This is a genomic window from Pseudomonas sp. RSB 5.4, assembly GCF_037126175.1.
Taxonomy (GTDB): domain Bacteria; phylum Pseudomonadota; class Gammaproteobacteria; order Pseudomonadales; family Pseudomonadaceae; genus Aquipseudomonas; species Aquipseudomonas fluorescens_H.
Map to the genome: position 1 here is coordinate 4063839 of NZ_CP146986.1, position 12520 is coordinate 4076358.

Sequence of the window (12520 nt, forward strand, 5' to 3'; positions counted from 1 at the left end):
TGTGAACATAAGTTTTGTGGAGAGGGGATTTATCCCCGATGGGTGGCGAAGCCGCCCCAAAACCTGACAACCCGGAGCATCAGATAGACCGAGAGTGCTGGTTTTGCGACTGCTTCGCAGCCGATCGGGGCGGTGCGACGTTTCGCTAAATCCCCTCGCCACAAGACAGAGTTTCCACAGGGACCACCGAATTCTTTCAGGAAATCACCATGAGCTTTATCACCGACATCAAAACCTTCGCCGCCCTCGGCAGCGGTGTCATCGGCAGCGGCTGGGTCGCGCGCGCCCTCGCCCATGGCCTCGACGTGGTGGCCTGGGACCCGGCGCCCGGCGCTGAAGCCGCGCTGCGCAAACGCGTGGCGAATGCCTGGGGCGCGCTGGAGAAAAACGGTCTGGCGCCCGGCGCCTCGCAGGATCGCTTGCGCTTTGTCGCGACCATCGAGGAGTGCGTGCGCGAGGCGGATTTCATTCAGGAAAGCGCCCCGGAACGCCTCGAGCTGAAACTCGATCTGCACAGCAAAATCAGCGCAGCGGCCAAGCCCAATGCGTTGATTGGATCGAGCACTTCCGGCCTGTTGCCGAGCGAGTTCTACGAGAGCTCGACCCGCCCGGAACGCTGCGTGGTCGGTCACCCGTTCAACCCGGTTTACCTGTTGCCGCTGGTGGAAGTCGTCGGCGGCAAGAACACTGCGCCCGAGGCCGTGCAAGCGGCGATGAAAGTCTACGAATCCCTCGGCATGCGCCCGCTGCATGTGCGCAAGGAAGTGCCGGGATTCATCGCCGATCGTCTGCTCGAAGCGCTATGGCGTGAGGCGCTGCACCTGGTCAACGACGGCGTGGCGACCACGGGCGAGATCGACGATGCGATCCGTTTTGGCGCCGGGCTGCGCTGGTCGTTCATGGGCACGTTCCTGACCTATACGCTGGCCGGCGGTGACGCGGGGATGCGTCACTTCATGTCGCAGTTCGGCCCGGCGTTGCAGTTGCCTTGGACTTATCTGCCGGCACCGGAACTGACCGACAAGCTGATCGACGATGTCGTTGATGGCACCAGCGATCAGCTTGGCCGCCACAGCATTTCGGCGCTGGAGCGCTATCGTGATGACTGCCTGCTGGCGGTGCTGGAGGCGGTGAAGACCACCAAGGAAAAGCATGGAATGAGTTTCAGCGAGTGATGTGTCTGGCTTGAAACTGCTGCCCTCACCCTAACCCTCTCCCGGGGGGAGAGGGGACTGACCGAGGTGAATGGGCGAGTTACACCGACTTGAAATACCGAGCCGAACACAGGCTTTGAAAAGCCCCCGATCTGCTCCCTTCCCCCTCTCCCCTATGGGGAGAGGGCTGGGGTGAGGGGTGGCTTTTGATCTTGATGACCCTTCAACTGCCGGAACCAACATCATGCCCACTCTCACCACCTACCAAACCACCATAATCCCCGACTGGGTCGACTACAACGGCCATCTGCGCGACGCCTTCTATCTGCTGATTTTCAGCTACGCCACCGACGCCCTGATGGACCGTCTCGGCATGGACAGCAACAACCGCGAAGCCAGCGGTCACTCGCTGTTCACCCTCGAACTGCACCTCAATTATCTGCACGAAGTGAAGCTCGACGCCGAGGTCGAAGTGCGCACGCAGATCATCGGTCACGACAGCAAGCGCCTCCACCTCTATCACAGCCTGCACCTGGCCGGCGACGACAAAGAACTGGCCGGCAACGAACAGATGCTGCTGCATGTCGACCTCGCCGGCCCACGTTCCGCGCCGTTCACCCCGGACACCTTGAGCCACCTGCAAGCCATCGCCGCCGAGCAAGTCGATCTGCCCGCCCCGGCTTACATCGGCCGCGTCATCGCCCTGCCACCCGCCCGTTAATCCCTCCCACGCAAGGAGCCGCCATGCACACCGCTGCTGCTGTTGCCGATTTCCGTACTTATCCGTTGATCAGCGCGCTGAGCGGCGTGCAGAACCTGACGGATCGCGTATCGATTGACTGGGCCGATGGCCGCGTCAGTCCGTTCCACCATGCCTGGCTGCGAGATAACTGCCCGTGCCCGCAATGCGTCTACAACGTCACCCGCGAACAGGTATTCGAGATCGTCGATGCTGCGCCGGATCTCGTCCCCGCCAACGCGCACATCGACAGCGACGGCTGTCTGCAGATCGACTGGCAGGACGGCCATCGCAGTCGCTTCGATCCGGGCTGGCTGCGCGCGCACGCCTATGACGACGAGTCCCGCGCCGAACGTCTGGCGGCCAAACCCAAGGCTTACCTGTGGCGCAGCAATTTGCAGCTACCGGTATTCGAATATTCAGCGCTGATGAACGACAACGGCGCGCTGCTGCAATGGTTGATCGCAGTGCGCGACATCGGCCTGACTCAGGTGCGCGGCGTACCCACCGAACCCGGCTCACTGAAGCTGATCGCGCAGCGCATTTCGTTCATCCGCGAGAGCAACTTCGGCGTGCTGTTCAACGTGCAGTCCAAGGCCGATGCCGACAGCAACGCCTACACCGCTTTCAACCTGCCGTTGCACACGGACTTGCCGACTCGCGAGCTGCAACCAGGGCTGCAATTTCTGCATTGCCTGGTGAATGATGCCGAAGGTGGCGAGAGTATTTTTGTCGACGGTTTTGCAATTGCCGACGCGTTGCGTCAGGAAGCACCGGAGCTGTTTCAGGCACTGTGCGAAATCCCCGTGGAGTTTCGCAACAAGGACCGCCACAGCGACTATCGCTGCCTGGCGCCGATCATTGCGCTGGATGCGCTGGGCCGGGTTGCGGAGATTCGCATGGCGAACTTTCTGCGCGGCGCATTCGATACGTCGGTGGAGCAGATGCCGCTGCTGTATCGCGCCTATCGACGCCTGATTGCGATGACCCGCGAGCCAAGGTTCAGGATGATGCAGCGGCTCAATCCGGGCGAGCTGTGGTGCTTCGATAACCGCCGCACGCTGCATGCGCGCAATGCGTTCGACCCGGCCACCGGGGCGCGGCATTTTCAGGGTTGCTACATTGATCGGGATGAGTTGTTGTCGCGGATTCTGGTGTTGCAACGCTAGAAAAGATCGCAGCCTTCGGCAGCTCCTACATTGGAATGCTTTTCCCTGTAGGAGCTGCCGCAGGCTGCGATCTTTTGACTTCCATGAAATTAAAAAAAGCCCCGATACAAGCCGTGACAGGATCGGGGCAGAGGGTACTGTTGAGGAGCTGCCAGTCGAGGGTGACCAAACCGTCGTGTAGCGAGCTGAGGCCAGTGTGCCCACTCCCCTGGGCGGTCAGTTAGCCGAAAACGACCTGTTCATAGCCGTTGCAGCCACTGCGACAAATCGCCCTTGCCGTCACTTCCCGCGCCTACCAGAATCGAACCACGACCTCCGTTACCGAAGAAGGATGCGCGCCATGATGTACGCCGATTTGATCGATCAGGAAGATTTGTTGGGCCAGCTCAAGGCATTGGGTTTCGAAGTGCCGTCGGGCGCTACCGCTGAGCAAGCCTGCGAATACGCCGTGCGGGGGCTGGACGACGTTCGGGCGAACACGTTGCGTACGATGGTCAAGCAGATGTACACCAGCAGCGCGACTATTTTGCCGGCAGTGCGTGAGGCTTTTGATAAACAATTACTGCCAGCACTGGCGCAGTACCAGCAGACCCGCAGCGCCTGACGAGCAACTGTGGCGAGGGAGCTTGCTCCCGCTGGGCCGCGAAGCGGCCCCAAACCGGCAGATGGACTGTTCCAGATAAATCGCATTCGCAGATTTTACGAGCGCTTCGCGCTCGAGCGGGAGCAAGCTCCCTCGCCACAAAAACTGTCCGGTCTACAGCCTTACGCTGGCAAACGTCGACTCATTACGCGCCTGACTCAACGCCGACAGCGGCCCCGACAGCGGCGACATCACGATTGCCTGCGGCAGTGGCAGCATCGCCACTTGCTGGGTGGTGTTGGAGCCTACGCGTTCGTCACGCGGTGGAATGCCGAAGTATTCGCGGTAGCACTTGGAGAAGTGCGGGGTCGAGACGAACCCACACACCGACGCCACTTCGATGATCGACATCGGCGTCTGCTTCAGCAACTGCCGCGCACGGATCAGGCGCAGCTTGAGGTAGTAGCGCGACGGCGAGCAGTGCAGGTATTTCTGGAACAGGCGCTCCAGCTGTCGACGCGACACGGCGACGTACACCGCCAGCTCGTCGAGGTCGATTGGCTCTTCCAGATTGGCTTCCATCAGCGCAACGATTTCCTGCAGCTTCGGCTGGTTGGTGCCGAGCATGTGCTTGAGCGGCACACGCTGGTGATCCTGCTCGTTGCGGATACGCTCGTAGACAAACATTTCCGAGATCGCGGCAGACAGTTCGCGACCATGATCGCGGCTGATCAGGTGCAGCATCATGTCCAGCGGCGCGGTGCCGCCGGAGCTGGTGAAACGGTTACGGTCGAGGGTGAACAGACGAGTGCTCATCGCCACGCGCGGGAAAGCTTCCTGCATCGCCGCCAGACATTCCCAGTGCACACTGCAATCGAAACCGTCGAGCAGACCGGCGCAGGCCAGGGCCCAACTGCCGGTGCAGACGGCGCCGAGACGTTTGGACTGACGGGCCTGGCTTTGCAGCCAAGAGACGTGTTCACGGGTCACGGTGCGTTGAATGCCGATGCCGCCGCAGACGATCACGGTGTCCAGGGGCGGGGCTTTGTGCATGGAGGCATCGGGGGTGATTTGCAGACCGTCACTGGCCCACACCTGGCCGCCATCGACAGTGAGGGTGCTCCAGCGATACAGCTCACGACCGGACAATTGGTTGGCCATGCGTAGCGGTTCAACCGCAGAGGCCAGAGAAATCAGCGTGAAATTGTCCAGCAGCAGAAAGCCGATGGATTGAGGCGCACGGTTCTGGGGTTGGGCCCCGGAGTTGAACGACGTCATCGCGGTATCTCCTCACACAAAGCGGGTGATGGCCTCAGGCGGAGGCTCTTGTTATTGCCAGCGTTCTCGCGTGGGAGACGGGCTTTGTTATGACAGAGCAATTGCCATGCCTAAAATTGAATGGCTGTTCAATAACTCCTGAAAACGACGTCGCGACGTGTCTATTCAAGACGTCCGACGAAAGGTATTTCGAAGTGCCATCAGCGGCGGTGAAAGCCCTGCCCCGCTGCCTGTGAGCAGATCGGTAGCACTTGTGGGAACAGGCCTGCGCGGGGTTGTTTCAGAGTGTCACCGCAGGCACGGGTGACGGACGGTAGGGGGTGCGAATGGCGCACTGTGGGTGGGAAACACTCTTATCTGATTGCGACGCGCCAAAAGGTGGCGTGATTTGATTAGCGTGTGCACTTGGTGAGCAGTTTTGACTGGTCTGGCCTCTTCGCGAGCAAGCCCGCTCCCACATTGGAACCGGGTGTTCACAAATTCTGTGTTCACTGTAGATCCACTGTGGGAGCGGGCTTGCTCGCGAAGAATTCCACTCGGTATTGCTGATTCAGCACTCAACCGCACTGACCGCCAACCCACCGCGCGAAGTCTCTTTATATTTGTCATGCATATCCGCGCCGGTATCACGCATGGTGCGGATCACCCGGTCCAGCGAGATGAAGTGCTGACCATCACCACGCAAGGCCATCTGCGCCGCGTTGATCGCCTTCACCGCGGCAATCGCGTTGCGCTCAATGCACGGCACCTGCACCAGGCCGCCGACCGGATCGCAGGTCAGACCAAGGTTGTGTTCCAGGCCGATTTCCGCCGCATTGCACAGTTGCTCCGGCGTCGCGCCCAAAATCTCCGCCAGCCCCGCCGCCGCCATCGCACAAGCCGAACCGACCTCGCCCTGGCAGCCGACTTCGGCGCCGGAGATCGAAGCGTTCTTCTTGCACAGAATGCCCACCGCCGCCGCCCCCAGAAAGTAGTCGACCACGTTGGCGTCGGTGACCGCTTCGCTGAACTTCATGAAGTAGTGCAACACCGCCGGGATAATCCCCGCCGCACCATTGGTCGGTGCGGTGACCATGCGCCCACCCGCCGCGTTTTCTTCGTTGACCGCGAGGGCAAACAGATTGACCCACTCCATGGCACTGAGGGTCGAGCCGATCACGTTGGGTTTGTTCAATTCCTGCAGGCTGCGATGCAGCTTGGCAGCACGGCGCCGCACATTAAGGCCACCGGGGAGGATGCCTTCGTGTTTGAGGCCCTGCTCGACGCAATCCTGCATCGCCCGCCACAACTTCATCAGCCCGGCACGGATTTCCTCTTCGCTGCGCCAGACCTTTTCGTTGGCCATCATCAATTCGGCGACGCGCAGGTTGTTCTTTTGGCACAGCTGCAGCAGCTCCACCGCGCTGGAAAAGTCATAAGGCAATTCGGTGCGATCCAGATCGACCACGCCGCTGGATGCCTGCGCTTGATCCACGACAAAACCGCCACCGACCGAATAGTAGGTGTCGCGATGAATCTCTCCATGATCGCCTTCGGCAATCAGGGTCATCGCATTGGGGTGGAACGGCAGGTTCTCGTCGATCAGACGCATGTCGCGAGCCCAGACAAACGGCACCGACAAGCGCCCATCCAACAGAAGTGTGTGAGTTTCATGCAGCGCCTGAATCCGCGGGCCGATCTGCGACGGGTCGATTGCGTCCGGCCACTCGCCCATCAAGCCCATGATCACTGCGTTGTCGCTGCCGTGCCCGATACCGGTGGCCGACAGCGAACCGAACAGTTGCACTTCTATACGCCGTACCTGCTCCAGCAGGAATTTGTCGCGCAACGACTCGACAAACAGGGCGGCGGCGCGCATCGGCCCGACGGTGTGAGAACTGGACGGGCCAATGCCGATCTTGAACAGGTCGAAAACGCTGATAGCCATTGCTGCAGAGCTCCTGAGGATGCCGTTCCCGGGCATTAAGCGCCCGCTGGCGGAGCTGCTACGCTCAAGCTGCGATCCGCCGGAATGCCCGCATCATCAGGCTTTTGCCGGGTCGCTCGGCGTCTGACACCGACGCACTCATGCCCACCAACGCCGTGCCGGTTTTCTCCCGTGTTTTCGCCGTTTTTATGCGGTTCAGATGGCCAGACGGGGCAGAAAAAAGCTGTAAACGACGTCACTGACACTGGATGCGACCATCCCTGTACTGGATACGACCCACCCTGTAGGCGTCAGATTTTCACTGGTACATGATCGTTATGACTCGATTGCAAGGCGCCGTGGTAGAGCTGTCTCCAGAACGCCATCCAACCGCAACCTATAAGTGCGGTGGTCCAGTCGGAACACTGCCAAAAAAAACACCAAGGAGTCCATCCATGAAAGGTTCCCCGTCGTTGTTGTTGGCCGCCATGCTGAGTCTGCCGTTACTGGCTCAAGCTGCAGAACCCGCTCAGTGCAGTACCGTGAACTTCTCCGATGTCGGCTGGACCGACATCACCGCCACCACCGCCACCACCTCGGTGGTGCTCGATGCGCTCGGCTACAAGACCAAGACCACCATGATTTCCGTGCCCGTGACCTACAAGTCGCTGGCCGACGGTAAGAACATGGACGTGTTCCTCGGTAACTGGATGCCGACCATGGAAAACGACATCAAGGCCTACCGTGACGCCGGCACCGTGGAAACCGTGCGCACCAACCTCAAGGGCGCCAAGTACACCCTCGCCGTACCGCAAGCGCTGTATGACAAAGGGCTGCATGACTTCGCCGACATCGCCAAATTCAAGAAAGAGCTCGATGGCAAGATCTACGGCATCGAGCCTGGCAACGACGGCAACCGCCTGATCCAGAGCATGATCGACAAAGACGCCTTCGGCTTGAAAACCGCCGGCTTCAAGGTCGTCGAATCGTCCGAAGCGGGCATGCTCTCGCAGGTCGACCGCGCGCAGAAACGCGACACCGCCGTGGTCTTCCTCGGCTGGGCGCCGCACCCGATGAACAAGCGCTTCAAGATTCAATACCTGACCGGCGGCGATGACTTCTTCGGCCCCGATTTCGGTGCTGCCACCGTGGCGACCAACACTCGCAAGGGCTACAGCACCGAATGCAGCAACGTCGGTCAGCTGCTGAAAAACCTGGAGTTCACCGTCGACATGGAAAGCGAACTGATGGGCAACATCCTCGACGACAAGATGAAGCCTGACGCGGCCGCCAAGGCCTGGCTGAAAAAGAATCCACAGGTGCTCGATACCTGGCTCGCTGGCGTGACCACCATTGACGGTAAACCAGGCCTGGAGGCCGTGAAAGCCAAGCTCGCACAGTAATTGCCTTACGCCGGGCGAGTTCGCTCGCCCGGGCTGTTTATTCCTTGCATGCGGACGTTCACTACCATGCTGATTGATCAGAAAATCCCTTTAGGCCAGTACATCGCGGGCTTCGTTGAATGGTTGACGCAACACGGCGCCAGCACCTTCGACGCAATCGCCGTGACACTGGAAACGATGATCCACGGCGTGACGTTTGCGCTGACCTGGTTCAATCCTTTTGTGTTGATCGGCCTCATTGCCCTGCTCGCACATTTCATCCAGCGCAAATGGGGGCTGACTGTTTTTGTGATTGCCTCGTTCCTGCTGATCCTCAACCTGGGGTACTGGCAGGAAACCATGGAAACCCTCGCCCAGGTCATGTTCGCGACCCTGGTCTGCGTGGTCATCGGCGTGCCGTTGGGCATCGTCGCCGCGCACAAGCCGATGTTCTACACACTAATGCGTCCGGTACTCGATCTGATGCAGACCGTACCGACCTTCGTTTACCTCATTCCGACCCTGACCCTCTTCGGGCTGGGCGTGGTGCCGGGCCTGATCTCCACGGTGGTATTCGCCATCGCTGCGCCGATCCGCCTGACCTACCTGGGCATCCGCGATGTCCCGCAAGAACTGATGGACGCCGGCAAGGCCTTCGGCTGCTCGCGTCGCCAATTGCTCTCACGGATCGAACTGCCTCACGCCATGCCGAGCATCGCTGCCGGCATCACCCAGTGCATCATGCTGTCGCTGTCGATGGTGGTGATCGCGGCACTGGTAGGCGCCGACGGACTCGGCAAACCGGTGGTCAACGCACTGAACACTGCTGATATCGCCCTGGGCTTCGAAGCGGGCCTGGCGATCGTACTGCTGGCGATCATGCTCGACCGTATCTGCAAACAACCCGACGCCAAAGCAGGGGGTGACGCATGAGCATAATTCGCTTCGAAGACGTCGACGTAATCTTCTCCAAGGATCCACGCGAGGCGCTCAAGCTGCTGGATCAGGGCATGACGCGTAACGAGATCCTGAAAAAGACCGGACAGATCGTCGGTGTGGAAAAAGCCACGCTGGATATCAACAAGGGCGAGATCTGCGTGCTGATGGGCCTGTCCGGCTCCGGCAAGTCGAGCCTGCTGCGCTGCATCAACGGCCTGAACACCGTGAGTCGCGGCAAGCTGTTCGTCGAGCACGAAGGCAAGCAGATCGACATCGCCTCCTGCACCCCGGCCGAACTGAAGATGATGCGCACCAAACGCATCGCCATGGTGTTCCAGAAGTTCGCCCTGATGCCGTGGCTGACCGTGCGCGAGAACATCAGCTTCGGTCTGGAAATGCAGGGTCGCCCGGAGAAGGAACGGCGCAAGCTGGTCGACGACAAGCTCGAACTGGTCGGCCTGACCCAGTGGCGCAACAAGAAGCCCGATGAACTCTCCGGCGGCATGCAGCAGCGTGTCGGACTGGCGCGGGCGCTGGCGATGGACGCCGATATTCTGCTGATGGACGAACCGTTCTCGGCACTCGACCCGCTGATCCGTCAGGGTCTGCAGGATGAACTGCTGGAACTGCAACGCAAGCTGAGCAAGACCATCGTGTTTGTCAGTCACGACCTCGACGAGGCGCTCAAACTGGGCAGCCGCATCGCGATCATGAAGGACGGCCGGATCATCCAGTACAGCGTGCCGGAAGAGATCGTGCTCAATCCGGCGGACGACTATGTGCGCACCTTCGTGGCCCACACCAACCCGCTCAACGTCCTGTGTGGCCGCAGCCTAATGCGCACGCTGGACAACTGCAAACGCATCAACGGTTCGGTGTGCCTCGACCCGGGCGGCGATTCGTGGCTGGACCTGGCCGAAGGCAACACCATCAAGGGTGCACGGCAGAACGGTTCGGTGCTGAACCTGCAGAACTGGGCACCGGGGCAAGCGGTGGAAGCGCTGGAGCGCAAGCCGACACTGGTGGATTCGAATATCGGCATGCGTGACGCGCTGCAGATTCGTTATCAGACCGGCAACAAACTGGTGCTGCACGACAACAATCATGTGGTGGGGATTCTTGGCGACAGCGAGCTTTATCACGCGCTGCTGGGCAAGAACCTGGGGTAAGAACCCCGCAGACACAAAAAACGCCGCGAGAGGATCGCGGCGTTTTTGTTTATCGGAATACAGGGCGTTCAGCGTTGGAGCTGATGGCCCCTTCGCGAGCAAGCCCGCTCCCACATTTGAAATGCATTCCAATGTGGGAGCGGGCTTGCTCGCGAAGAATGCGGCACGGTGCTTCAGACAGAAACACCGCACCACCTACAACTTAGCTATACACCCGGCCAAGGAGCTGCCGATGGCTTTCAAACTGATCGAGCACATCGCGTGTGATCTGATCCTGCGTGAAGCCCATCAGGTCGTAGTCCTGGCTGCCGTTGTGCAGATACACCTCGGCGCGGTAGTAACGCTGGCGCGCTTCATCGGACTGGGCCGATTCGGTCGGGGTCGCCAGGTAGCCGTCCAGGCTCACTTCGTAGACGAAAGGGTTGCCCTCTTCCATCTCGACGCGCACGCCCATGCAGCGCTTGGATTTGCCCAGCAGCGTCTGCACTTCCAGACCCTGTGCACGCAGTTGCGCAGCAGCGTCGTCCAGTGCCGGCGTCACATGTTTATCCATGAAGCGTTGCACCACCGATTGGCTCGGTTGCAGGTCCAGCTGAGTCAGGCGTTCGCTGAAACCACGACGACCGCGTTCAGCCAGTCGCGCCTGCTCCTGTTCGATCTGCACGTCCTGACGCATCGCCTTGTGCAGGCCGAACATGAAGAACACCAGCACCACCGAGAACGGCAGACCGGCCAGCACCACCATGGTCTGCATGGCTTCGAAGTTGCCGGCGAACAGCAGACCGATGGTCACCAGGGTGATCACCACCGACCAGAAGATCCGCAGCCAGTGCGGCGCATCTTCATCAACGTTACCGCCCTTGCAGGACAGGTTGGCCATCATCACCGCGCCGGAGTCGGCCGGGGTCAGGAACAGCACGAAACCGACGAAGATCGACACACCGATAACGACTTTCGACGCCGGGTAGTGTTCCAGCAACTGGTAGATCGCCATCGACGGCTGTTCCAGCGCCGTCTTGCCGAGTTCCACCGCCCCCTGGTTCATCACCAGATCCAGCGCCGAGTTACCGAAGATCGACAACCAGGCCAAGGTGAAGCCCAGCGGGATCAGCAGCACGCCGGCCACCAGTTCACGCACGGTACGACCACGGGAAATACGCGCGATGAACATGCCGACGAATGGTGCCCAGGAAATCCACCAGGCCCAGTAGAACAGGGTCCACAGGCCCAGCCAGCGGTCGGACTTGGCGCTGTCGCCTTCATAGACGTACAGGTCGAAGGTTTTCAGCACCACGCCGTTGAGGTAGTCGCCGATGTTCTGCACGAAGCCGTTGAGCAGGTGCAGGGTCGGGCCGAACAGCAGGACAAAAATCAGCAGACCGCTGAACAGCACGATGTTCAGGTTGGACAGACGACGAATGCCGTTTTCCACACCGGACACGGCAGCGATGGTCGCCACGGTGCTCATCACGATGATCACGATCAAAAGGTTGGTGTTGCTGTGTTCCATGCCGAACAGGTTTTCCAGGCCGGAGGACACTTGCAGCGAACCGATCCCCAGATTGGTCACCAGACCCAGCAGGGTCACGAACATGCCGAAGCCGTCCACTGCATGACCGGCGGCGCCCTTGACCCAACGCTCGCCGACCAGCGGATACAGCGCCGAACGCAAGGCCAGCGGCTGGTTATGACGGTAGGCAAAGTACGCCACGGCCAGACCGACCAGTGCATAGATCGCCCAGCCGTGCAGGCCCCAGTGCAGGAAGGTCAGCTGTACAGCTTGACGCGCGGCCATGTTGGTGGCAGAGGCGCCTTCCGGCGGATTGAAGTAGTGGTCCAGCGGCTCGGAGGCGCCGAAGTACAGCAGCGAAATACCGATACCCGACGAGAACAGCATCCCCGCCCAGGCGCCGTAACTGAAATCCGGGGTGTCGTCCTTGCTGCCCAGTTTGAGTTTGCCGTAGGAGGAAAACGCCAGGCCCACCACAAACACCAGGTAGGCGGCGATCACCACCATGTAGTACCAGCCGAAGCTGCGCGACAACCAGGCCTGAGCGATACCCAACATTCTGCCGGCCTCTTGCGGGGCGATGATCAGAATGGCGGTCAACAACAGAATCAACGCGGTAGAGGTGTAGAACACCCAACCGTTGACCGTCACCTTCTCGGGCGGGGTCTTTATAAGAGAGGCAGAACTCATG

General features: G+C 60.3%; 10 protein-coding genes. 7 read left to right on the top strand and 3 right to left on the bottom strand.

Going from position 1 to position 12520, the window contains the following annotated elements:
- Window positions 1-209: 209 nt before the first annotated feature.
- The 4 genes from V9L13_RS18405 (at window position 210) to V9L13_RS18420 (ending at window position 3666) form a co-directional block, all read left to right on the top strand.
- Complete coding sequence (locus V9L13_RS18405; protein ID WP_338800196.1) at window positions 210-1175, top strand: L-carnitine dehydrogenase; 966 nt, start codon at window positions 210-212, stop codon at window positions 1173-1175.
- Window positions 1176-1398: 223 nt separating this feature from the next.
- Window positions 1399-1875, top strand: coding sequence for a thioesterase family protein (locus tag V9L13_RS18410; protein WP_338800197.1), 477 nt, complete (start codon window positions 1399-1401; stop codon window positions 1873-1875).
- Window positions 1876-1898: 23 nt separating this feature from the next.
- Window positions 1899-3062, top strand: coding sequence for a gamma-butyrobetaine dioxygenase (locus V9L13_RS18415; RefSeq protein WP_338800198.1), 1164 nt, complete (start codon window positions 1899-1901; stop codon window positions 3060-3062).
- 340 nt (window positions 3063-3402) lie between these two features.
- A complete protein-coding gene (locus V9L13_RS18420; protein WP_003228989.1) occupies window positions 3403-3666 on the top strand; it encodes a hypothetical protein in 264 nt (87 codons plus the stop codon).
- Window positions 3667-3819: 153 nt separating this feature from the next.
- Here V9L13_RS18420 and V9L13_RS18425 read toward each other — a convergent pair whose 3' ends face one another.
- Both V9L13_RS18425 and V9L13_RS18430 read right to left on the bottom strand, forming a co-directional pair.
- Window positions 3820-4923 carry a GlxA family transcriptional regulator gene (locus V9L13_RS18425; RefSeq protein WP_201136384.1) on the bottom strand — a complete coding sequence of 368 codons (1104 nt, stop codon included), beginning with the start codon at window positions 4921-4923 and terminating at the stop codon, window positions 3820-3822.
- 550 nt (window positions 4924-5473) lie between these two features.
- On the bottom strand, window positions 5474-6850 hold the full coding sequence (locus tag V9L13_RS18430) for an L-serine ammonia-lyase (protein ID WP_338800199.1): 1377 nt from the start codon (window positions 6848-6850) through the stop codon (window positions 5474-5476).
- Between the two features lie 434 nt (window positions 6851-7284).
- On the opposite strand from V9L13_RS18430, the gene V9L13_RS18435 reads away from it, so the two are divergent.
- The 3 genes from V9L13_RS18435 (at window position 7285) to choV (ending at window position 10319) form a co-directional block, all read left to right on the top strand.
- On the top strand, window positions 7285-8232 hold the full coding sequence (locus V9L13_RS18435) for a choline ABC transporter substrate-binding protein (protein ID WP_003228992.1): 948 nt from the start codon (window positions 7285-7287) through the stop codon (window positions 8230-8232).
- A gap of 66 nt (window positions 8233-8298) precedes the next feature.
- Window positions 8299-9144: a choline ABC transporter permease subunit gene (choW, locus tag V9L13_RS18440; protein WP_003228993.1), complete on the top strand. Its 846-nt coding sequence runs from the start codon at window positions 8299-8301 to the stop codon at window positions 9142-9144.
- Window positions 9141-10319 (top strand): choline ABC transporter ATP-binding protein, encoded by a 1179-nt coding sequence (choV, locus tag V9L13_RS18445; protein ID WP_003228994.1) that lies wholly within the window; start codon window positions 9141-9143, stop codon window positions 10317-10319. The genes choW and choV overlap by 4 nt, the downstream gene beginning before the upstream one ends.
- A gap of 202 nt (window positions 10320-10521) precedes the next feature.
- Here the strand turns inward: choV and betT are convergent, their stop codons facing one another.
- Entirely contained in the window at window positions 10522-12519 is a 1998-nt protein-coding gene (betT, locus tag V9L13_RS18450; RefSeq protein WP_338800200.1) for a choline BCCT transporter BetT, read from the bottom strand.
- Window position 12520: the final 1 nt, after the last annotated feature.

Coding starts and splice junctions, on each gene's coding strand:
- V9L13_RS18405 (WP_338800196.1), top strand. CDS start 210: ATGAGCTTTATCACCGACATCAAAACCTTCGCCGCCCTCGGCAGCGGT.
- V9L13_RS18410 (WP_338800197.1), top strand. CDS start 1,399: ATGCCCACTCTCACCACCTACCAAACCACCATAATCCCCGACTGGGTC.
- V9L13_RS18415 (WP_338800198.1), top strand. CDS start 1,899: ATGCACACCGCTGCTGCTGTTGCCGATTTCCGTACTTATCCGTTGATC.
- V9L13_RS18420 (WP_003228989.1), top strand. CDS start 3,403: ATGATGTACGCCGATTTGATCGATCAGGAAGATTTGTTGGGCCAGCTC.
- V9L13_RS18425 (WP_201136384.1), bottom strand. CDS start 4,923: ATGACGTCGTTCAACTCCGGGGCCCAACCCCAGAACCGTGCGCCTCAA.
- V9L13_RS18430 (WP_338800199.1), bottom strand. CDS start 6,850: ATGGCTATCAGCGTTTTCGACCTGTTCAAGATCGGCATTGGCCCGTCC.
- V9L13_RS18435 (WP_003228992.1), top strand. CDS start 7,285: ATGAAAGGTTCCCCGTCGTTGTTGTTGGCCGCCATGCTGAGTCTGCCG.
- choW (WP_003228993.1), top strand. CDS start 8,299: ATGCTGATTGATCAGAAAATCCCTTTAGGCCAGTACATCGCGGGCTTC.
- choV (WP_003228994.1), top strand. CDS start 9,141: ATGAGCATAATTCGCTTCGAAGACGTCGACGTAATCTTCTCCAAGGAT.
- betT (WP_338800200.1), bottom strand. CDS start 12,519: ATGAGTTCTGCCTCTCTTATAAAGACCCCGCCCGAGAAGGTGACGGTC.